The sequence below is a fragment of the Microbacterium neimengense genome (assembly GCF_054782995.1).
Genome location: NZ_BAAGRK010000003.1, coordinates 1 through 18,781, shown reverse-complemented (window position 1 = coordinate 18,781; position 18,781 = coordinate 1). Strand labels below are relative to the sequence as shown.

Here is an 18,781-nt window from a genome sequence, read left to right as displayed (position 1 = left end):
GCCCATGAGCAGTATGCAATATATTGCAGTCCTCGGCAGACGTCGGCGACACGGATGAAGGGGGCAGGAAAGATGCAGGACACAGGGATCACCAACGTCGTGCTGGTGCACGGAGCGTTCGCAGACGGATCCGGATGGCGGGGCGTCTACGACGCTCTGACCGCATCGGGCCACCGCGTCTCGATCGCACAGATCCCCTTGACCTCGTTCGACGACGACGTCGCGGCCACCCGCCGCGTACTGGATCGCCAGGACGGACCGACGATCCTCGTCGGCCACTCCTGGGGTGGCACGGTCATCACCGAGGCTGGCGTCCACGACAAGGTCGCGGGTCTCGTTTACGTCTCGGCGCTCATCCCGGATGCGGGGCAGACCAGCGGCGAGCAGTACGAAGGGTTCGCACCCACCCCCGAGTTCGTCATCGACGTCGGCGACGACGGCTTCGGCTTCCTCAACCCCGAGGCCTTCAAGCCCGGCTTCGCGGCGGATACGAGCGATGCGGATGCGGCCTTCCTCCGTGACGCGCAGGTGCCGGTGAACATGGCGGTCTTCGGGGCTGCGGTGACTCACGCGGCGTGGCGCAACAAGCCCAGCTGGGCAGTCATCGCCACCGACGATCGCGCCTTCGACCAGGCGATGCTCCAGCACATGGCGACACGTGCCGGTGCCGCCATCACGAACGTCCCGGCGAGTCACGCGCTGTACTTCACACAGCCCGAGGCCGTGGCCGAGGTCATCGCGACCGCAGCGCGATCGGCCGCATTGTCAATCAGCGCCTAAGTTCGGCTCCTAACCTGAGCGGCGTGTACCGACGTCTCGCCGTCCTGCCCCTGCTCGCCGTCCTGGCGCTGGCCGGGTGCGCCTCCGGCTCCGCTCGCACCAGTGCGGAGGCCTGCCTCAACGTCATGAACTCCTGGCAGGAGTACGCGAGCTTCGCCGAGACTCCCGGTCGCGCTGATGGTGCGGTGGCCGAGGGGCGCGCGGCGGTGCGGGATGCGGTGAGCCGCGCCTCGACCGGTGCGCCGGAGTGGATGCTGGCGCAGATGAAGGAAGCCGACAAGGCGCTCGACGCGGTGACCGCCGCACCCTCGAGCCCCGACGGCAAGGCGGCGTTCCAGGCCGCATCCGATGCGTTCGAGGCGATCCGCGACCAATGCAAGGCTGACCGGAACCTCTAGCGGCGATCGGTCCGCTCGCAGGACTAACCTGTGCCGGGTGAGCGATGCACTCGACGGCGGACCCTTCTTCCACGGCACCAAGGTGCGCCTGTCACCCGGTGATCTGCTGGTCGCGGGACACCGCTCGAACTACCGTCCCGAGGTCGTGATGAACCACATCTACTTCACGGCGCTGGTGGACGGCGCGGGTCTTGCGGCAGAGATTGCGGCGCGAGACGACGATGAGACCCCGCACGTCTACGAGGTGGAACCGACCGGACCGTTCGAGAACGATCCGAACGTCACGGACAAGAAGTTCCCCGGCAATCCCACGCGTTCCTACCGCAGCGCGGCGCCGCTGCGGATCGTTCGGGAAGTGACCGACTGGACTCGTCTGACCCCCGAAGCACTGCAGTCGTGGCGGGATCGCATCGATGCGCTGAACGAGAACCCGGACGCGCAGATCACCAACTGACCGGGTCCGCGATCACAGCAGGACGGACAGGCGCTTCTTCTTGCGGTTCTCCATCACGATCCATGCGACATCGGCATCCGACGTGTCGAGCGCCAGGAAGGCGGGCAACCCGGCAGTCGCGTCGGCGGCGATCGCCACGCTCCAGCCGTAGCCGAGGGCCTGCCGCAACGTCCGGACGCTCGCGTCTCGGCGCTGCGAGGCGGGCCGCTGGGCCAGCAGCTCGGTGGCGCGGTCGCAGACCCTCACGGCGACGGCGGCGGATGCGGGGGAGCGGAGCAGGCGCGGCTCACAGATCGCCGCCACCGCGGCACGCTGCACGAGCGGATCCTCCGACTCGGCCCATGCGGTCACGAGGTCGGCGAGGAGGTCGAACGCGCGATCGCCCAGGAGTTGCAGGCCGATCGCCACGCCTTCGCGGACGCGCCACCGCTCGTCGGATGCGGCGTGCAGAGCGGCGGCGGCGCACTCCGCCTCGTCGGCGCGGGCGCCGTACGCCGTCGCGACGCACATCGCGGTGAACTCGTCGTCGCGGGGGCCGAGCGCGAGGAGAGCGGACTCGTCGGCGACCACCGCGAACGCCGTGGCCAGCGAGGTGTTCGCGCGGGGTCCGGGCAGCCCGGAGTTCGTGTCGAGCAGCGTCGCCCACTCCTCGACGGGCAGTTGGCGCAACCGCGTCTGCCAGTCGGTCATACCGCTGACCGTATCCTCGCCTGGCGCGACGGAGAATGTCAGGCGCCGGGATAATGCCCGGATGCGGCGTGCGTATCCATGCGCTGCAGCCAGTCGCGGATCAGCGCCGTCGTGATCTGCGGCTGCTCCAGGTGCACGTTGTGCCCCGCGAGGTCCAGGACCGCGTAGGTGCCGCGGGGATAGTGGTCGCGAAAGCGCAAGCCGTCCTCGTACCCCACCACGTCGTCCTGACGTCCGAAAAGGTGCAGCGCCGGCAGGGTGAACGGCTCGGGGTGCGCCAGTTCGGGAACAGCGGGCAGCGTGTAGTCGGCCGCGATGCGGTCGATGACAATCGGGTCGGAGCCGCGCAGGCCGGGAAGGACATACTCGGTGAATGCGGCGAACGACGCCGCATCCTGCACCACGCTCACCTCGGCGAAGTCGCCGCGAACATCACCCGCAGCGTCGAGCACGGCCTCGTCGACACGGAGCACCTGCCGCGGCGGCACGACGCGCGCGTCATGGCGGGGCTCGAAGACACCGGCGAGCGTGGCCAGCCCCAGCACCTGTTCGCGCATCTCGTGCGCGACGTAGCGGGCGATCATCGCGCCGAAGGAGTTGCCGATGATCGCGAACGGCTCCTCGCCGAGCGCCGAGCGTACGTCGTCGATGACCGAGGAGGCGACCTCGAGAGCGCTCGTAGCATCAGACGGCGGTGCGCCCTCCGCCCACGGCAGGTCGAGGTAGATGCGTTGCCAGGGCCGGTCGCCGATCGCTTCCTCCAGGGGAAGCATGATGCGGTGATCGACGCCGAAGCCGTGGATCATGACGATGGGGCGACCGGATCCGGAGGTGCGTGAGATCACCCCTCGAGCGTATGTCGCGTCTATGACATCGTGGCCGTTCGGTTCAAGACCTGGCACCCGGACACACCTAGCGTGGGGGCCATGGCACTGAAACTCGGATTCGTCGGCATCGTCACGCAGGACATGGCTGCCTCCCTCGCATTCTACCGCTCGCTGGGCGTCGACATCGCGGAAGGACAGGATGACGCCGCGCGTGTCGATGCGCGGTTGGATGACGGGGTCGCGTTCGCGTGGGACACGCTCGACACCATCCGCAGCTTCGATCCGGCGTACGAGCCCGCCTCCGGGGTCATCGGATCGCGCTCGCCTTCGAGCAGGAGACGCCGCACCGGGTGGATGCGGTCTTCGCCCGGCTCGTCGGTATCGGCTACGCGGGTCACGTCGCGCCCTGGGATGCGCCGTGGGGTCAGCGGTACGCGACTCTCCTCGACCCCGACGGCAACTCGATCGATCTCTACGCGGCGCTCGACGCGAACTGAGCGGGGCTGGCGCCCACCAGCCGGCGGAACTCTCGTGAGAAATGCGGTTGGTCGGCAAAGCCCGCGGCCGCGGCGACGTCCGCGAGGGGGAGGCCCGTCCGCAGGAGTTCCTGTGCGCGCCGCGCCCGCTCGATGCGCACGAGGATCGCGTACCCGTACCCGAAGCGCTCACGCATCCGACGGCGGAAGGTGCGCTCGCTCTCGTTCATCTCGGCAGCGACGCGGCCGGCGGGAATCCCGCGCCCCGCGCGCGTCTGGACGGTGCGCGACCACGGGTTCTCCACGGCGGCGCGGCCGGCGAGCAGGATGAGATCCACGCATCCGTCGGCGGGTACCGCGCCGCCCGCCCCACCGGTCGAGCGCCAGAGCGCCGACCCGTCGGGCAGCGCCAGTTCGGTGTACACGCTGCCATTGTGCCCGCGGGCAGCGACAAGCGTGCGGTCAGTCTTCCGCCGCCCGCACCAGAACATCGTTGCGTTGCCGGATGAGCCGCCGCAGATACGGCACCAGCACGAGTCGTTCGGCCAGCCGGCCGAACACCGGCGACGCGATCGTGAGGATGTCGGTCATGACGGTCTGCCCATCCTGGGTCTCGAATCGGTGCTCGTGACGGAAGCTTCGAAACGGACCGCGCACCTGCTCGTCGACGAAGCGGCGAGGACGATCGAGCGCGGTGATCTCGGATGTCATCCGGAAGCGCCAGCCGAAGTGCCGGGCGCTCCAGGTGACGGTCTCGCCCAGGCCGATGAGACCGCTCGTGACGCCGGCGACGGCGCGTTCACCGGAACGTGCCATCGACTCGACGTGCGCGTCGATGCTCAGCGACTGATCGAACAGACGCTCGACGGGAACCCTCGCGCGGGTGACGACGATGAAGCTCGAGACCATGCTTCTGCTCAGATCGCATCCTCGAGATGCGGTCGGCGGAAGGTGTATCCGGCGGCGTCGAGCACGCCCGGGACGACCCATCGGCTCTTGAGGACGAGCTCCGGTTCGGTACGCAACACCCACATCGCGGGCTCCAGCATCCATCGCCACGCGGGCAGCCCGATGGGCATGCCGGTCTTCCGGCGCAGTGCGCGCATGAGCGTGCGGTTGTCGGTCGGCTCGGGGCTCGCGAGGTTCACGACGCCCTCGATCTCCTCGTGCTCGCCGAGGAACCGGACGGCGCCGATCACGTCGTCGATGTGGATCCAGCTGAACTTCTGACGTCCCCGCGTCCGGTGCCAGCCGGAACGCGGGGATCCGGTCGGGTGCGGTCCGATGCCGCGGTATCGACGGTGCGGAAACCAGGGCGAGTCGATCTGCGGCCCGCCCAGTCCCCATCGCGCGAGCCGGCGCAGCAGATTCGGCGCGGGGCCGTCGCCGAGCACGATGGCCATCCGCAGCGCCACGCGGCGAGTGTGGGGCAGTTCGTCGCTGAAGAACTCCCGTTCCCATTCCCGCGCGACATCCACCGAGAATCCCTCTCCGACGATGCCGGACGCCTCGTCGTTGGGACGCTGCTCTTCGTGCCGATAGATCGTCGCCGTGGATGCGTTCAACCACAGCGACGGCGGGTCCTCGGCGGTTGCCACGGCGTGGCGGAGGGCCCGAGTGGTCTCGACGCGGGAGCGCAGGATCTCGTTCCGGTTGACGTCGGTGTACCGGCAGTTCACGGACTTGCCGGCGAGGTTGATGAGAAGCTCCGCGCCGTCGACGACAGCCGCCAGGGCGGCCGGGTCGTCCCAGCGCACGCCCTCGGTGCGGCCCACGCGGCGCACGTCATAGCCATCGGCGCGAAGAGCCGCAACAATCTCGCGACCCACGAATCCGCTCGCCCCCGCGACGACAACCGTCCGATTCTTCGTCATGCGCTCTGCTCTCCGCTGGTCGCTCGTGCTTCGACCGTATCGGTGGTCCGCGGTGCGTGTGCGCAGCGCCCGCGATAATGGAGCCGATGGAGCCGTGGGAACTGCGCGAGTGGCACGCCGAGTACCTCGACGCATGCAACCGTCACGACCTCGACGCGGTGCGCGGCCTCGTCGATCCGGACGTGCGCCGCGCGCACCTGCCGGGTGGGCAGGATGCGTGGATCGCCGATCTCGCGGATCTGTTCCACGCCTTCCCCGACTGGCAGTGGCGCCGCATCCAGCTCGTCATCGAGGACGACCGCGTCGCGGCGCACCTTCGCGGCAGCGGAACCCACGTCGGCGTCTACCGCGGAATCTCGGCCACACGTCGCCACGTCAACGTCGCGGAGTTCGCGATGTATCGGGTGTCCGGCAGACGCATCGTCGAGTTTACGGGAACCGGAGACGCCGAGCTGAGGCAGCAGCTCGGCGCGTGACTCGCGTCAGTGCGCGGCGTCGTAGGCGTCGATGACGGATGCGGCGACGCGTCCGCGCTCCGACACCTGGTGACCGTTGGCCTTCGCCCACTCGCGGATCGCGGTGAGGTCGCGCGAGGCGGACGTCGATCGCGCGCGTGACCGGGCGGGCGCTGCTGACCGAGCGGACGAGATGCGACGGCCCGCCGACACGTACGGGGCCATCGCGTCACGCAGAGCGGCGGCGTTCGCATCCGAGAGGTCGATCTCGTAGGCGATGCCGTCGAGGGAGAAGAGCACGGTCTCTCCCTCGCCCACCTCCAGAACGGAGTCGTCGAGGTCGTCTACGAGCTGGTGGACGATTCTGCGCGCCATGACGTCACCATACAGATCCGCGGCTGGTCAGGGCAGCAGCCGCGCCCGGCGTGCCTTGGCCACCGCCGCGTGCCGCGTCGTGGCCTCAAGCTTCGACATCGCCGCCGCGAGGTACGACTTGACGGTCGTCTCCTTCAACGCGAGCTCCTGAGCGATCTGCGCGTTGGTCGAGCCGAGAGCGGCGCATGCGAGAACGTCCAACTCGCGCGGTGAGAGCTGCACCGGTGTCGACGATGCGGGACGATCGCCCGCCGCCACCTCGGCGAGGCGGCGTTCCACGGCAGCGAGACGCTCTCGCAACGCGGCGTCGCTGACTGTGGCGGAGATCGCCCGCAGCTCCGCGAAACTCTCTCGCACCTGCTCGCGCGCCGCCGCATCCCATGCGCTCTCCGGGGCCGCATCCTCTGCGCGCTCGACACGGCGGGCGACCTCGTCGCGGATGCGGAGCTCCGAGGCGAGGGCGTCGGCGATCCTCAATGCCGGCGCCGCCGTCACATCATCGACGGCCGTCTGAGCCCAGGACCCGCAGTACAGCACCCCGCGGGTGCGGCCGGACGCGACGACGGGGACCGCGAAAAGCGTCGCGATGCCTTCGCCGAGGATCGGACCGTCGTAATCGTGGGTGATCCCGCGCGCGCTGCGGTAGTCCAGAGCCAGCCGTGGACGCTTTTCGGTGAGCGCCCGCCCACCGAGTCCCCGCTGCTCGCGCACGATGAGGCCTTCGATGGTCCGCCCGCGGGCGCCGACGATGGAACTCACGTGCACGGAGTGCTCGCGGACGAGCCCGCCGAAGGCGACGGGAAAGCGCGTGCGGGCGACCAGATCGTGGACGGCGCGCGTCATCAACTGCAGGTCGCTGGTGGTTCCGGGGGACATAGGTGCTACCTACTTCCGGGGGTGTCGGCCTCGTTGCCGATTTTCGTAGCGTCGACCCTACCATCGCCGCGAAGAGGCGACGACGGCTCGGATGGACACCCCGCATCCGCGGCATGAGGCAAGGAGGCCACATGACTGAATCGCACGACCGCGTCGCCGACGGCGCAGGAATCGACTACATCGAGGTGGAGGAATCACCCCCGTTCCAACGCCTGAAACGAGCACAGCGCGCGTTCGTCTTCCCTCTCGCGATCGCGTTCCTGCTCTGGTACTTCGCCTACGTGCTGCTCTCGTCGTTCGCGGCGGACTTCATGGCCACGCGCGTCTCGGGTGACATCACCGTGGGTCTGCTGCTCGGGCTGGGCCAGTTCGTTTCGACGTTCGTCATCACCATGGCCTACGTCGCCTACGCCAACCGGCGCCTCGACCCGCAGTCGCGCGCGATCCGTGAGGACCTGGAGCGGCGAGAGGCGGGTGCGCGATGAACGAGGTCTTCGGAGCCATCCATGCAGCCGTCCAGACGGTCGAGAACGATCCGGTCCTGAACATCTCCATCTTCGCGGCGTTCGTCGCGGTGACGCTCTTCATCGTCATCCGCGCGTCGCGCAACAACAAGACCGCCGCCGACTACTACGCGGCCGGTCGCTCGTTCACCGGCCCGCAGAACGGCTTCGCGATCGCCGGCGACTATCTGTCGGCCGCATCCTTCCTCGGCATCTGCGGTGCCATCGCGATCAACGGCTACGACGGGTTCCTCTACTCGATCGGGTTCCTGGTGGCGTGGCTGGTCGCGCTGCTGCTCGTGGCCGAGCTCATGCGCAACACCGGACGCTTCACGATGGCCGACGTCCTGTCGTTCCGACTGAAGGAACGACCGGTGCGGATGGCGGCGGCCATCACGACCCTGGCGGTGTGCTTCTTCTATCTGCTCGCGCAGATGGCGGGCGCCGGTGGTCTGGTCTCGCTGCTGCTGGGCATCGGCGACCAGATCGGGCAGTCCATCGTGGTCGCGGTGGTCGGTGTGCTGATGATCGTCTACGTGCTCATCGGCGGGATGAAGGGCACCACTTGGGTGCAGATCGTGAAGGCGTTCCTGCTCATCGGCGGCGCGCTCGTGATGACCGTCTGGGTGCTCGCGATCAACGGATTCAACCTGAATACGCTGCTCGAGAGCGCGGTGACCGCCTCGCCCAAGGGCGAAGCGGTGCTGGGTCCCGGTCTGCAGTACGGCAAGAACCCGTGGGACTTCATCTCGCTCGCCCTCGCGCTCGTGCTCGGTACGGCGGGCCTGCCGCACGTGCTGATGCGCTTCTATACGGTGCCCACCGCGAAGGAGGCACGACGTTCCGTGGTGTGGGCGATCTGGCTGATCGGCCTCTTCTACCTGCTCACCCTCGTGCTCGGCTACGGCGCGGGAGCACTGGTCGGGCCCGAGACGATCGCGGCGGCGCCGGGTGGCGTCAACTCCGCGGCTCCGCTTCTCGCCCTGTACCTGGGCGGTCCGGTCCTCCTCGGCTTCATCTCCGCGGTGGCGTTCGCGACGATCCTCGCGGTCGTCGCCGGCCTCACGATCACGGCGGCCGCGTCGTTCGCGCACGACATCTACGCGAGCGTCGTGAAGAAGGGCAACGTCCCGCCGGATGGCGAGGTCAAGGTCGCGCGGCGCACGGTGATCGTCATCGGCGTGCTGGCCATCCTCGGCGGCATCGGCGTACAGGGTCAGAACGTGGCGTTCCTGGTCGCGCTGGCCTTCGCCGTCGCCGCCTCGGCGAACCTTCCCACCATCCTGTTCTCGCTGTTCTGGCGCAAGTTCACGACGCGCGGTGCGGTATGGAGCATGTACGGCGGACTCGGGGCGGCGATCGTGCTGATCGTGCTGTCGCCGGTGTTCTGGGGCACGCCCACGAGCGTGTTCAAGGACGTGGGTGTCGCGATCTGGCCGCTCAATAACCCCGGCATCATCTCGATCCCGTTGGGCTTCTTCCTCGGTTGGCTGGGGTCGGTGACCTCGCGCCGCGCTGAGGACCGGAAGAAGGCGGCGGAGATGGAGGTACGCTCTCTCACCGGATTCGGCGCCGAGAAGGCCGTCGACCACTAGCGACATCGTCCGGCGGGCGGCCTACACGCCCGCCGGACGATGCGCGGCCTCGAGATCGAGCAGGTAGCGCTTGTGCTCGGGGCGCCCGCCGTACTCGCCGATCGAACCGTCGGAACGGATCACGCGATGCGCGGGGATCACGAGCGAGATCGGCGTGTGGGCGCAGGCCGATCCGACGGCGCGATGCGCCCGCGGCGAACCGGCCTCCGCCGCGATCTCGCCGTAGCTCGCCGTCTCGCCGTACGGGATGCGGCAGATCGCCTCCAACGCGTCGCGGGTGAAGCCGCCCACGAGACGCAGATCCAGGTCGATGTCGAACGCGGTGCGCGTCCCCTCGAAGTACTCGTCCACCTGCTCGAGCAGCGAATCCGCATCGCCGTCGAGCGGCACAGGCTCCCGGCCCAGGCGCTCGGTCCACGCAGCGAGGGCGGAGCCGAGCGGTGCGAGGAGGACGTCGAAGCCGATGAGGCCGGCGTCGCTCGTGAGGACGAGGGCGTCGCCGAGGGGCGTGGGATGGATGCGGAAGCCGGTCGGAGTCATGAGCTCATCCTTCTCGTGCGCGCAGTCCGTCCCCCGTGAAAGCGTCCGGCCGGCGCACAACGCGCGGGTCGGGTGATCGTGGGGAGGAACGGCCGGTCCCTCCGGCGTGTCGCGAATCCGGCGAAACTCGGCCGTGGTTGAGGCCCGGTCGCCCATCTCACGCCTATGGTGACACGTGTGTGGCGTGGAGAAGGCACCATGATCTCTGGTGCAGACGAGGCGACGAATCCGGTGCGCCCGAGTGATCTCGGCGTCGCAGAGCCGGGCGTCGTCGTCGCGCACGTGGCGGACCCCGAGCGTGCGCGGCTTCGCGCGCAGGCGGCCCTGCTCGGCGGACGCTCGACGCTCCTCTTCTATGAGGACTCGCCCGAGCGCGGCGTCGACATCAACAAGGCGCACCCGGGGAGCCTGCCGCAGTTCCTGACGGGCCGATCGACGCTGCTGTCGAACCTCTACCGCGACGAGGTGGCTCTGCGCACCGCGCGGATGGCGGCCGAGCGGATCACCGCGAAGAACGTGGAACTGCGCACCGCGAGGGGTCTCGAGACCGTCTCTCTCGCCGTGGGCATGGCCTCCTGGCGCATCGGCGGAATCATGTGCACGGCCCCGGTGCTGCTGCGACCTCTCGCGATCCGCCGACACCACACCGACTTCGAGCTCAAGCTCCACGGCTCCTTCATCGTCAACCCGGAGCTCGTGCGGGCGCTCGGGACGCACTTCGGCATCCACCTGGACTCGGCGGCCCTCGCGGGCCTCGCTCACGACGGCGCAGTGTTCCGCCCGCAGCCGGTGATCGACCACCTGCGGGCGCTCACGACCCACATCCCGACCTTCACGGTCGTCCCGCGCCTGGTCGTCTCCAACTTCGTCGACGTCGGATCGGGCATGGCTCGCGACACCGCCGACCTCGATCACCCGGTGCTGAACGCCCTCGCGGGGCATCCCGACGAGCGCGCGCGCCTCGCCGTGCGTCCCGCGCTTCCCCGCGTCACCAGCCCCGATGAGCGCACACCGGCGGCGGACACGCTTCTCTTGGATGCGGATGAGGAACAGGAGGCGGTGCTCGCGCGCATCGCCGCCGGCCACTCGCTCGCGGTGCACACCCTGCCCGGCACCGGAGGTACGCAGACGGTCATCAACGCCATCGGCGCCCTCGTCCAGAGCGGCCGTCGTGTGCTCGTGGTGAGCGCTCGCCGCTCGACCCTCGACGGTGTCCGTCATCGCCTCGCAGGCATCGGTCTGGACGCGCTCGCCGTCACGCCGCGACACCTGCACCGGGATCTCATCCGCGCGATCGGACGCAACGAGAAGGCCCAGCCGCCGAAGGTCGCCGAGATCGACGACGCGCTGCTACGACTGCGCACAGTCCTGCGCGACTACCGGGGCGCGCTGACCGCCTCACATCCCAGTCTCGGAACCTCGGCCCTGCAGGTCGTGCGCCAGTTGACCGAGCTGAGCGCGCTATCGCCGGCGCCGTCCACCACCGCCCGCTTCGACATCGCCACGCTCGAAGCCCTGCGCGACGCGCGGCCGCAGGCGGCGGCGAAGCTCGTGGCCGCGGCGAAGCTGGGGGAGTTCCGCTTCGGTCCCGACGACTCGCCCTGGTACGGCGTGAGCTTCGACACCACCGAGTCCGCACGCGCCGCACACGCGCTCGCAGGCAAGCTGAGCGGCCGCGAAGTCCCGAGTCTGCTCGAGCGCGGCTACGAGATGATCGCGCAGACGCGGATGCGGCCCTTCCGCACGATCGATGAGCTCGGCGACTATCTGCGCCTGCTGCAGGGCATCCGCGAGACCCTCGACAAGTTCAGCCCGAGCGTCTTCGAGCGCCCGCTCGTCGAGCTCATCCAGGCGCACGCGCCCAAGCGAGACTCCGCCGACATGTCCAGCGCGAACCGACGCCGCCTCAAGCGCCTGTCGCGCGAGTACGTGCGTCCCGGGGTGCACGTCGGCGACATGTACGAGTCGCTCGTGCGCATCCAGCAGCAGCGCGCCGATTGGCAGCGGCTGGTCGATGCGGGCGTCGTGCCCGAGGTGCCGGTCGGTCTCGCCGACGTGCATGTCGCCTGGCAGCGGGTGCACGCGCAGCTCGGCGAACTCGACCAGATCCTGCGCCGTCGCGAGTCGAACCGTCTGGCCTCGCTGCCGGTAGCTCAGCTGATGCGCGTATTGGCCGGTCTCGCCGCCGAGTCGGCGTACTTCGAGAACCTCGTCGAGCGCGCCACCCTGCGCACGGAACTCGACCGCATGGGGCTCGCCCCCCTGCTCACCGAGCTGTCGGTGCGTCACGCTCCCGAGGACCAGGTCGCGGCCGAACTTGAGTTCGCGTGGTGGCAGTCCGCCCTCGAGCATCTGCTGCGCACTGACCGTGCACTCCTCGGTGCGAACACCGCGGTCTTGGACCGCCTCGAACGTGACTTCCGGCTGGTGGACGAGGCGCACGCCGCCGCATCCGGGCCCGTCCTCGCGGCGCAGCTCGCGACCCAGTGGAAGATCGGCCTGGTCGATCACGCCGACGAGGCTGCCGCCCTCAAGCAGGCGCTCAAGGGCGGTGTCTCGGCTCCCGAGCAGCTCGTGCGAGCGGCGCCCACCCTCATGCGCACTCTCGCGCCGGTGTGGCTCGCCTCGCCGTACGAGGTGCCCGAGATCCCCGATCACCCGCCGTTCGACGTCGTGATCATCGCGGATGCGGCAGCGCTCTGCCTCGCGGAGGCGGCGCCGGCGCTGCGCCGCGCGCGGCAGGTGGTGCTCTTCGGCGATCCCGTCACCCAGAAGCCGACACCCTTCGCCGTCGGCGCGGGCGAGCGTGCGGTGGCGGACGAGTTCGACGAGCCGTTCGATGAGGTCTCGGTGTTCGAGCGGATGGCGGAGCTGCTCGACGTCGCCACTCTGACCCGCAGCTACCGCGCCGGCGGCGAGGACCTGGCGCAGCTCGTGAACGACGCGTTCTACGGCGGTGAGTTGGTCTCGCTGCCCTGGGCCGGCGCCTACCTCGGTCGAGGGAGCCTCAGCGTCGACTACGTCGAGGGGGGAACCGGCACGCCGGACCCCGTTTCGGGTGCCGTCGAGAGCCCCGATGCGGAGGTCGCGCGCGTCGTGACGCTCGTGACCGAGCACGCGGTCAACCGTTCCGCTGAGAGCCTCATGGTCGTCACGGCCAGCAGGCGGCACGCGGAACGCATCCGTGCGGCCGTGGACGTCGCCTTCGCGGGCCGCGCCGACGTGGCCGATTTCGTGTCGCGCGAGACGGCCGAGCCGTTCGCCGTGCTGACGCTCGAGGAGTCGGTCGCGGAGAGTCGCGACCGTGTCATCTTCTCGCTCGGATTCGGGCTGACCAAGCACGGCCGCGTCCTCAGCGACTTCGGTGACCTGTCCACGGCGGACGGCGAGCGACTGCTCACGGTGGGGATGACGCGTGCTCGTCGCTCGATGGTGATCGTCTCCTCCATCCGTCCCAGCGCCTTCGAGGACGGAAGGCTCGAGCACGGAGCCGCGACGCTCATGAGCATCCTGGGTGGGGTGGCGGCACGAGCGCGTGAGACGCGTCTCGAAGACCTCGCCGACCCGTTGACCCGGGCTCTCGCCCGTGAGCTGCGCGCCAAGGGCATCAAGGTCGATCTCGACTACCGCGGGCTGCTGCCCCTGGTGGCGGGCCATGACGGCAAGGCCGTCGTGGTCGAGAGCGACCCGGAGACGCGTCCCGAGTCCCTGCGCGAGTCGCTGCGTCTGCGCCCGCAGATCCTGCGACGGCTGGGGTGGCACTACCTGCGCGTGCATGCCTTCGACCTCTACAGCGACCCCGCGGCGGTCGCGGCGCGCGTGGCGACTCTGCTCGGGGTCGAGGGTGCCTCGCCGCAGGCGAGCACGCAGCCGATCGATGTCAACGAGTGACGACCGCCAGCGCGTCGTGCGCGTGCAGGGAGCGCGACGCGCGCGGCTGACAGCTGCTCCCGGTGCCGTCGAGGCACCGGAGAGCGCAGGCGACGACGCCGCATCCGCAGCGTCCGGGAAGGGGCCGAACGACGAACGGATGCGGCGCGAGGTCCCGCCGCACTACTGAGGCGTCAGGGCTGGGTCTTGTTCTGCTGCTCGAGCAGGTCGCGGATCTGCACCAGCAGCTCCTGCTCGGTGGGAGCCGGGGCTGCCTCCGGCTCGGGAACACCGGCCCGCGCGGCCTGGCGTGCCTTCCAGAGGTTCATCGGCATGACGAACGCGAAGTAGACGACGATCGCGACGGCAAGGAAGCTCACGATCGCCGTGATGAGACCGCCGATGGGGAAGGTCACCGTGCCGCCGTAGATGTCCGGAACATCGATGCCGGGGACGCCGTTCTCGTCCGCCTTCCAGAAGATGGCGATGAGCGGCGTGATGATCGCCGCGACGATCGCGTTGACCACGGCGGTGAACGCCGCACCGATGACGACCGCGACCGCGAGGTCGATCACGTTGCCGCGGAGGATGAACTCCTTGAAACCCTTGATCATCGAATCTCTCCTCATGTCGACGGCGCCCGGGCCGGTCAGGATGCCGCGGGGGCGGCAGGAGCGGGGGCTCCCGTGCTCGATGATGCCCCGGACGAGCCGGAGTCTCCACCCGACGTGCCGGTCGAGGTCGGGCTCGAGGTGCCGGCGCGCGAGTCGGTGCGGTAGAAGCCGGAACCGTTGAACGTGACGCCGATCGAGCCGTACTCCTTGCGCAGCACGCCGCCGCAGGCGGGGCACTCGGTCAGCGCAGGGTCGGAGAAGGACTGGACGGTGTCGAAGCGGTGCCCGCAGGTCTTGCAGGCATAGGCGTAGGTGGGCATGGTGGCTCCGGGGTCAGGCGCTCAGCGCGCGCGCAGCGTCAGGGTGCGGGTGGGAGTGACGACACCGTCGACGGGCTGGTCGTGCACATCGGTGGGGACGGCGTCGAGGATCTCTGAGTCGTACACGACTGCGTAGACGGGAGGACACTTCTGCATCGAGCCGATCGTCTTGTCGAAGTACCCGCGACCCCATCCCAGCCGCATCCCTCGACGGTCGACGGCGGCGGCGGGCACGATCATCAGGTCGACGTCGTTGACGGCGATCGGGCCCAGCAGCTCGCCCACGGGCTCGGGGAGGCCGAACAGGCCCTCCGCGATCTCGCCGTCCTCCGTGGCGACGGCCCAGTCCAGCAGGCCGTCCACCCGTGTGACGGGCAGGAGTACCCGGATGCCGCGCCGCACGGCCTCGCGCACGAACTCACGCGTGTCGGGCTCGGCATTGGTCGACAGGAAGCAGGAGAGCGATCTCACATGGTGCGCCGCGGTGAGGGCGTCGAGTTGCCGGTGGACTCCCGCGCCCGCGCTGTCCCGCGCGGCGGCCGACAGCGTTTGCCGCCGTTCCCGCAGGTCGGCGCGGAGTGCGCGCTTGACGTCGTCCACTGCATTGCGATCGTCACCGTCTGACATGCACATGATTCTAAGGACCGCAACCGCCGGAGGAGTGCCGATAGGATCGCGGCATGAGTCACAAGCCCTTCAAGGCCGTCATTCCCGCTGCGGGTCTGGGAACACGATTCCTGCCCGCCACGAAGGCGATGCCGAAGGAGATGTTGCCCGTCGTCGACAAGCCCGCCATCCAGTACGTCGTCGAGGAGGCGGTCGAAGCCGGCATCCAGGACGTGCTCATCATCATCGGTCGCAACAAGAACAACATCGCGAATCATTTCGATGCGATGCCCGAGCTGGAGCAGAAGCTGCGGGAGAAAGGCGACACCAGCAAGCTCGCGAAGGTGGAGCACTCCTCCGACCTCGCCGACGTGCACATGGTGCGTCAGGGAGAGCCGAAGGGGCTCGGGCACGCGGTGCTGCGTGCGCAGGCGCACGTCGGCGATCACCCGTTCGCGGTGCTGCTGGGCGACGACCTGATCGATGAGCGCGACCCGCTGCTGTCGAAGATGCTCTCCGAGTACGACAAGCGCGGTGCCGCGGTGATCGCCCTCATGGAGGTCGACCCGGAGAACATCCACCTCTACGGTGTCGCGGCAGTCGAGGAGACCGATGAGGACGGTGTCGTGAAGGTGACGGGCCTCGTCGAGAAGCCTAAGAAAGAGGACGCGCCCTCCAATCTCGCCATCATCGGCCGGTACGTCCTCGGCCCTGAGGTGTTCGAGGTGCTCGAGCACACCGAACCCGGTAAGGGCGGCGAGATCCAGCTCACCGATGCGCTGGAGGAGCTGGCGACGGATCCCGAGCGCGGCGTGTATGGCGTGGTCTTCCGTGGCCGGCGCTACGACACGGGAGACAAACTCGACTACATCAAGGCGATCGTCCAGCTCGCCAGCGATCGCGACGACCTCGGCCCGGACCTGCGGCCCTGGCTGAAGGACTTCGTCGCCGGACTCTGAACCGGGGGAGGTTCGAGGTGGACCTGTCGGCGCCGCGCGAACACGGGCGGGTCGGCATCCGTCTGATCCGTGCACGCGATGCGCGCGTGCTGCAGGATCATCTGATGTCGAACCGCGCGTGGCTGCGCCCGTGGGAGGCGACGAGCCCCGACGGTGCGGTGCTTCTCGACATGAAGATCGGAATCCGTCGGCTGCTCCAGCAGTATCGCGACGGTGCCGGCGTGCCGTTCGTCATGGAGTACGACGGGCGCGTCGCCGGCCAGTTGAACGTATGGGGGATCGCGCGGGGATCGCTCGCATCGGCGACGATCGGCTACTGGGTGGCCCGCGAGTTCGCCGGTCGCGACATCACGCCGACGTCGGTGGCTCTCGCGACCGATCTCTGCTTCACGGAGCTGCGGCTGCACCGGATGGAGATCTGTATCCGACCGGAGAACGATGCGAGTCTGCGGGTCGTGCAGAAGCTCGGGTTCCGCTACGAGGGTCTGCGCCGTCGCTACATCCACATCGACGGTGACTGGCGCGATCACTATGCCTTCGCGCTCACACGCGAAGAGGTCCCGGAAGGCGTATTGGCTCGATGGGTGGCCGGGCGTGCGCCGGCTGATGCCGCGCATGTGCCGGAGCGCGACCGCATCGCCCCCTCCGACTGACGCCGACACGCCGACGCTTGCCGTGTCGGCCGGGATGCGTCGCCTACCGTTGACGGCATGGGTGGACAGGTGCTGGGCGGAGGAGTGATCTTCCTCGTCGCCGTGACGCTGTGGCTGCTCTACCTTTTGCCGTCATGGCACAGTCGGCACCAGTACAACGCGGCCGAGCGCAACGCCGTCCGTCTGAACCAGGCCCTTCGCGTTCTCGCCGAGACGAGCGAGACGCCCGAAGAGGTGAGGCTCGAGCTGACCGCTCGCACCGCATCCGCGCAGCAGAAGCTCGCCCGTCAGACGCTCGCCGAGCGTGAGCGGGCACACCTCGAAGCCGCACGCCAAGAGCTTGCCGCCGCTAAGCAGGAGGCCCGTGCGGTGCGCGAGCGTCCTGAGGTGCGCATGGCGCGGGCTCGCAGGCGCGCGCGGCTGACCGCCACCGTCCTGGCGCTTCTGGCGCTCGCAGGAGCGGGGCTGGGAATCTGGCTGCAGCTGACAACGGCGAGCGCCACCGTGTTGTGGGCGTCGAGTGCGGTTTTCGTCGTCTCGGTGCTGATGCTGCAGCAGATGTCGCGGGTGGCGCGTCGGGCAGCTCGCCGAGTCGCTCCCGTTCCGCAGGCGGTAGTCGAGAGCCGCCGGGTCGATGTGCAGGATGTCGCACTGCCGACACAGTCCGCTCCCGCCACGTGGGAGCCGCGCTCGTTGCCCCGTCCGCTGGCAGCAACCTCGGGGTCGCGGGCGTCCCTCGTGCAGGATGCGGCAGATGCGCGTGCCGCGCTTCGTCGTGCCGCTGTCGAGGAGGCCAAGCGCGAGCGCGCGGAGCAGGCAGCACCGCCGTCGATCGATACCGCACGGGTCGCCAAGGTGCCCGAGGAGTCGCCTTTCGCACGGATGGGATACGTCGACGATGCGGAGATCGAGGATCACGTTCGCCGGCTGCTTTCCACCCGTCGCGTAGCGGGTTGACGCGGTTCATTCGCCACTTCGGGCCGTGATAGGCTCTTTGAGTTCCGGGCCTGTGGCGCAGTTGGTAGCGCGCTTCGTTCGCAATGAAGAGGTCAGGGGTTCGAATCCCCTCAGGTCCACCACCGAAAGGCCCCCGCTCAGCGGGGGCCTTTCTCGTTTCGGTGTCCTCTCGACCGCGAGACTGCATCCTGGTCACGAGATCACTGTGTTCACCCGTGATCTCGTGCGGGAGATGCAGTCTCGCGGGGATGCCGGGGCGCCTCCGCTATCCAGCCCCCCGTGATGTGAGCACCGTGCCGTCCGTGCCCCCGACATATCGGCGACCCCGATGCTGCCTCGACGGGGGACGGGCGCGCGCTGTGCTGCCACACCGTGCGCTCGTCCCGGTCGGCAGACGCCGGGCGCGCAGCGACGCCCATCTCGTTCCCGAGACTGCATCTCCCGCGCGAGATCACTGTCATTACCCGTGATCTCGTGACGCACATGCAGTCTCGCGGGGAGAGGGAGAGGGAGAGGAAGGGGAGAGGTGCTGCGGAGGAGGGAGAGCGGGCGACGGGAACGTCATCGGCCGGAAACATGCGCGACACGCCCGGGAGGTGCGCCCGAGTTGGCAGATAGCCGGAACCCACGTAACTTATTACTTGTTCGCCCCACAGGGAAGAACGGAGAGGCTGAAGCCCCGTTCCCCTCAAGCGGAGAACACACTCCCACACAAGCGAGAAGATCTCGGATCTGACGTGCGTGTGGGGTGCCGATCGTTCCGTCGATCGCCGCCTCGGCGGTGAGAACGATCCGCTCCGGCGGATTTGACACGGCGAGCGAAACGGCTAAGATAGAGAAGTTGCCCTGCGGGCGAGGCTGAGAGGCCGAGCGGCAGGAGCATCCGTTCCTTGAGAACTCAACAGCGTGCACTTGTCAAATGCCAAATAACCTCGTTCCAGCTTCGGCTGGGTGAGATT

The 18,781-nt window shown here is 68.9% G+C and carries 23 protein-coding genes and 1 tRNA gene; 13 read left to right on the top strand and 11 right to left on the bottom strand.

Going from position 1 to position 18,781, the window contains the following annotated elements:
• Nucleotides 1–72: 72 nt before the first annotated feature.
• From ACYVJS_RS02675 to arr, 3 genes are read left to right on the top strand one after another with little or no spacing between them, the layout of a single operon-like run.
• On the top strand, nt 73–780 hold the full coding sequence (locus ACYVJS_RS02675; protein ID WP_460737536.1) for an alpha/beta fold hydrolase: 708 nt from the start codon (nt 73–75) through the stop codon (nt 778–780).
• 23 nt (nt 781–803) lie between these two features.
• A complete protein-coding gene (locus tag ACYVJS_RS02670; protein WP_307323878.1) occupies nt 804–1,178 on the top strand; it encodes a hypothetical protein in 375 nt (124 codons plus the stop codon).
• Between the two features lie 37 nt (nt 1,179–1,215).
• Nucleotides 1,216–1,632 (top strand): NAD(+)--rifampin ADP-ribosyltransferase, encoded by a 417-nt coding sequence (arr, locus tag ACYVJS_RS02665; protein WP_460737534.1) that lies wholly within the window; start codon nt 1,216–1,218, stop codon nt 1,630–1,632.
• A gap of 12 nt (nt 1,633–1,644) precedes the next feature.
• Here arr and ACYVJS_RS02660 read toward each other — a convergent pair whose 3' ends face one another.
• Nucleotides 1,645–2,322, bottom strand: coding sequence for a HEAT repeat domain-containing protein (locus tag ACYVJS_RS02660; RefSeq protein WP_460737532.1), 678 nt, complete (start codon nt 2,320–2,322; stop codon nt 1,645–1,647).
• A gap of 38 nt (nt 2,323–2,360) precedes the next feature.
• Nucleotides 2,361–3,167: an alpha/beta fold hydrolase gene (locus tag ACYVJS_RS02655; protein WP_460737530.1), complete on the bottom strand. Its 807-nt coding sequence runs from the start codon at nt 3,165–3,167 to the stop codon at nt 2,361–2,363.
• 230 nt (nt 3,168–3,397) lie between these two features.
• Between ACYVJS_RS02655 and ACYVJS_RS02650 the strand changes: the two genes are divergently transcribed.
• Nucleotides 3,398–3,646 (top strand): VOC family protein, encoded by a 249-nt coding sequence (locus tag ACYVJS_RS02650; protein WP_460737528.1) that lies wholly within the window; start codon nt 3,398–3,400, stop codon nt 3,644–3,646.
• Here ACYVJS_RS02650 and ACYVJS_RS02645 read toward each other — a convergent pair.
• From ACYVJS_RS02645 to ACYVJS_RS02635, 3 genes are all read right to left on the bottom strand, one after another.
• Nucleotides 3,622–3,822 (bottom strand): helix-turn-helix domain-containing protein, encoded by a 201-nt coding sequence (locus ACYVJS_RS02645; RefSeq protein WP_460739852.1) that lies wholly within the window; start codon nt 3,820–3,822, stop codon nt 3,622–3,624. The genes ACYVJS_RS02650 and ACYVJS_RS02645 overlap by 25 nt on opposite strands.
• A gap of 265 nt (nt 3,823–4,087) precedes the next feature.
• Nucleotides 4,088–4,534: an SRPBCC family protein gene (locus tag ACYVJS_RS02640; RefSeq protein ID WP_460737526.1), complete on the bottom strand. Its 447-nt coding sequence runs from the start codon at nt 4,532–4,534 to the stop codon at nt 4,088–4,090.
• A gap of 8 nt (nt 4,535–4,542) precedes the next feature.
• Nucleotides 4,543–5,499 (bottom strand): epimerase, encoded by a 957-nt coding sequence (locus ACYVJS_RS02635; RefSeq protein ID WP_460737524.1) that lies wholly within the window; start codon nt 5,497–5,499, stop codon nt 4,543–4,545.
• Between the two features lie 86 nt (nt 5,500–5,585).
• On the opposite strand from ACYVJS_RS02635, the gene ACYVJS_RS02630 reads away from it, so the two are divergent.
• Complete coding sequence (locus ACYVJS_RS02630) at nt 5,586–5,975, top strand: ester cyclase (RefSeq protein ID WP_460737521.1); 390 nt, start codon at nt 5,586–5,588, stop codon at nt 5,973–5,975.
• 6 nt (nt 5,976–5,981) lie between these two features.
• Here ACYVJS_RS02630 and ACYVJS_RS02625 read toward each other — a convergent pair whose 3' ends face one another.
• Nucleotides 5,982–6,329 carry a histone-like nucleoid-structuring protein Lsr2 gene (locus ACYVJS_RS02625; RefSeq protein ID WP_460737519.1) on the bottom strand — a complete coding sequence of 116 codons (348 nt, stop codon included), beginning with the start codon at nt 6,327–6,329 and terminating at the stop codon, nt 5,982–5,984.
• 27 nt (nt 6,330–6,356) lie between these two features.
• Nucleotides 6,357–7,205, bottom strand: a complete 849-nt coding sequence (locus ACYVJS_RS02620; RefSeq protein WP_460737517.1) for a LuxR C-terminal-related transcriptional regulator — start codon at nt 7,203–7,205, stop codon at nt 6,357–6,359.
• 131 nt (nt 7,206–7,336) lie between these two features.
• Here ACYVJS_RS02620 and ACYVJS_RS02615 point away from each other — a divergent pair, with 131 nt between their 5' ends.
• Nucleotides 7,337–7,690: a DUF485 domain-containing protein gene (locus ACYVJS_RS02615; RefSeq protein ID WP_460737515.1), complete on the top strand. Its 354-nt coding sequence runs from the start codon at nt 7,337–7,339 to the stop codon at nt 7,688–7,690.
• Entirely contained in the window at nt 7,687–9,303 is a 1,617-nt protein-coding gene (locus ACYVJS_RS02610) for a solute symporter family protein (RefSeq protein ID WP_460737513.1), read from the top strand. The genes ACYVJS_RS02615 and ACYVJS_RS02610 overlap by 4 nt, the downstream gene beginning before the upstream one ends.
• 21 nt (nt 9,304–9,324) lie before the next feature.
• On the opposite strand, the gene ACYVJS_RS02605 is transcribed toward ACYVJS_RS02610, so the two are convergent.
• Nucleotides 9,325–9,843: a methylated-DNA--[protein]-cysteine S-methyltransferase gene (locus ACYVJS_RS02605; RefSeq protein ID WP_460737511.1), complete on the bottom strand. Its 519-nt coding sequence runs from the start codon at nt 9,841–9,843 to the stop codon at nt 9,325–9,327.
• Between the two features lie 198 nt (nt 9,844–10,041).
• Between ACYVJS_RS02605 and ACYVJS_RS02600 the strand changes: the two genes are divergently transcribed.
• Nucleotides 10,042–13,734, top strand: a complete 3,693-nt coding sequence (locus tag ACYVJS_RS02600; RefSeq protein WP_460737509.1) for an AAA family ATPase — start codon at nt 10,042–10,044, stop codon at nt 13,732–13,734.
• Entirely contained in the window at nt 13,721–13,903 is a 183-nt protein-coding gene (locus tag ACYVJS_RS02595; protein WP_460737507.1) for a hypothetical protein, read from the top strand. The genes ACYVJS_RS02600 and ACYVJS_RS02595 overlap by 14 nt, the downstream gene beginning before the upstream one ends.
• A 4-nt stretch (nt 13,904–13,907) precedes the next feature.
• Here the strand turns inward: ACYVJS_RS02595 and mscL are convergent, their stop codons facing one another.
• Genes mscL through ACYVJS_RS02580 form a run of 3 tightly spaced genes read right to left on the bottom strand, consistent with a single transcriptional unit; the run spans nt 13,908 to nt 15,274 of the window.
• Nucleotides 13,908–14,327 (bottom strand): large conductance mechanosensitive channel protein MscL, encoded by a 420-nt coding sequence (mscL, locus tag ACYVJS_RS02590; protein WP_460737505.1) that lies wholly within the window; start codon nt 14,325–14,327, stop codon nt 13,908–13,910.
• 35 nt (nt 14,328–14,362) lie between these two features.
• The gene (locus ACYVJS_RS02585) at nt 14,363–14,647 is read right to left on the bottom strand and encodes an FmdB family zinc ribbon protein (RefSeq protein ID WP_460737503.1); all 285 of its coding nucleotides are present in this window, start codon (nt 14,645–14,647) and stop codon (nt 14,363–14,365) included.
• Nucleotides 14,648–14,668: 21 nt separating this feature from the next.
• Nucleotides 14,669–15,274, bottom strand: a complete 606-nt coding sequence (locus ACYVJS_RS02580) for a 5-formyltetrahydrofolate cyclo-ligase (RefSeq protein ID WP_460737501.1) — start codon at nt 15,272–15,274, stop codon at nt 14,669–14,671.
• A gap of 53 nt (nt 15,275–15,327) precedes the next feature.
• On the opposite strand from ACYVJS_RS02580, the gene galU reads away from it, so the two are divergent.
• The 4 genes from galU to ACYVJS_RS02560 all read left to right on the top strand — a co-directional run bounded on the left by galU (nt 15,328) and on the right by ACYVJS_RS02560 (nt 17,944).
• Complete coding sequence (galU, locus tag ACYVJS_RS02575) at nt 15,328–16,212, top strand: UTP--glucose-1-phosphate uridylyltransferase GalU (RefSeq protein WP_460737499.1); 885 nt, start codon at nt 15,328–15,330, stop codon at nt 16,210–16,212.
• Nucleotides 16,213–16,229: 17 nt separating this feature from the next.
• On the top strand, nt 16,230–16,865 hold the full coding sequence (locus tag ACYVJS_RS02570) for a GNAT family N-acetyltransferase (RefSeq protein ID WP_243233557.1): 636 nt from the start codon (nt 16,230–16,232) through the stop codon (nt 16,863–16,865).
• 57 nt (nt 16,866–16,922) lie between these two features.
• Nucleotides 16,923–17,822, top strand: a complete 900-nt coding sequence (locus tag ACYVJS_RS02565) for a large exoprotein (RefSeq protein WP_460737496.1) — start codon at nt 16,923–16,925, stop codon at nt 17,820–17,822.
• Between the two features lie 46 nt (nt 17,823–17,868).
• Nucleotides 17,869–17,944 (top strand) — tRNA-Ala (locus ACYVJS_RS02560).
• The last annotated feature ends 837 nt before the right edge of the window (nt 17,945–18,781 follow it).

What these genes read in the sequence shown, in the direction of transcription:
- ACYVJS_RS02635 (WP_460737524.1), bottom strand. Translation starts at nt 5,499, where the DNA reads ATGACGAAGAATCGGACGGTTGTCGTCGCGGGGGCGAGCGGATTCGTG.
- ACYVJS_RS02615 (WP_460737515.1), top strand. Translation starts at nt 7,337, where the DNA reads ATGACTGAATCGCACGACCGCGTCGCCGACGGCGCAGGAATCGACTAC.
- ACYVJS_RS02640 (WP_460737526.1), bottom strand. Translation starts at nt 4,534, where the DNA reads ATGGTCTCGAGCTTCATCGTCGTCACCCGCGCGAGGGTTCCCGTCGAG.
- ACYVJS_RS02600 (WP_460737509.1), top strand. Translation starts at nt 10,042, where the DNA reads ATGATCTCTGGTGCAGACGAGGCGACGAATCCGGTGCGCCCGAGTGAT.
- ACYVJS_RS02620 (WP_460737517.1), bottom strand. Translation starts at nt 7,205, where the DNA reads ATGTCCCCCGGAACCACCAGCGACCTGCAGTTGATGACGCGCGCCGTC.
- ACYVJS_RS02625 (WP_460737519.1), bottom strand. Translation starts at nt 6,329, where the DNA reads ATGGCGCGCAGAATCGTCCACCAGCTCGTAGACGACCTCGACGACTCC.
- ACYVJS_RS02580 (WP_460737501.1), bottom strand. Translation starts at nt 15,274, where the DNA reads ATGTCAGACGGTGACGATCGCAATGCAGTGGACGACGTCAAGCGCGCA.
- mscL (WP_460737505.1), bottom strand. Translation starts at nt 14,327, where the DNA reads ATGATCAAGGGTTTCAAGGAGTTCATCCTCCGCGGCAACGTGATCGAC.
- ACYVJS_RS02630 (WP_460737521.1), top strand. Translation starts at nt 5,586, where the DNA reads ATGGAGCCGTGGGAACTGCGCGAGTGGCACGCCGAGTACCTCGACGCA.
- ACYVJS_RS02645 (WP_460739852.1), bottom strand. Translation starts at nt 3,822, where the DNA reads ATGCGTGAGCGCTTCGGGTACGGGTACGCGATCCTCGTGCGCATCGAG.
- ACYVJS_RS02675 (WP_460737536.1), top strand. Translation starts at nt 73, where the DNA reads ATGCAGGACACAGGGATCACCAACGTCGTGCTGGTGCACGGAGCGTTC.
- ACYVJS_RS02605 (WP_460737511.1), bottom strand. Translation starts at nt 9,843, where the DNA reads ATGACTCCGACCGGCTTCCGCATCCATCCCACGCCCCTCGGCGACGCC.
- ACYVJS_RS02585 (WP_460737503.1), bottom strand. Translation starts at nt 14,647, where the DNA reads ATGCCCACCTACGCCTATGCCTGCAAGACCTGCGGGCACCGCTTCGAC.
- ACYVJS_RS02610 (WP_460737513.1), top strand. Translation starts at nt 7,687, where the DNA reads ATGAACGAGGTCTTCGGAGCCATCCATGCAGCCGTCCAGACGGTCGAG.
- ACYVJS_RS02660 (WP_460737532.1), bottom strand. Translation starts at nt 2,322, where the DNA reads ATGACCGACTGGCAGACGCGGTTGCGCCAACTGCCCGTCGAGGAGTGG.
- ACYVJS_RS02565 (WP_460737496.1), top strand. Translation starts at nt 16,923, where the DNA reads ATGGGTGGACAGGTGCTGGGCGGAGGAGTGATCTTCCTCGTCGCCGTG.
- galU (WP_460737499.1), top strand. Translation starts at nt 15,328, where the DNA reads ATGAGTCACAAGCCCTTCAAGGCCGTCATTCCCGCTGCGGGTCTGGGA.
- ACYVJS_RS02595 (WP_460737507.1), top strand. Translation starts at nt 13,721, where the DNA reads ATGTCAACGAGTGACGACCGCCAGCGCGTCGTGCGCGTGCAGGGAGCG.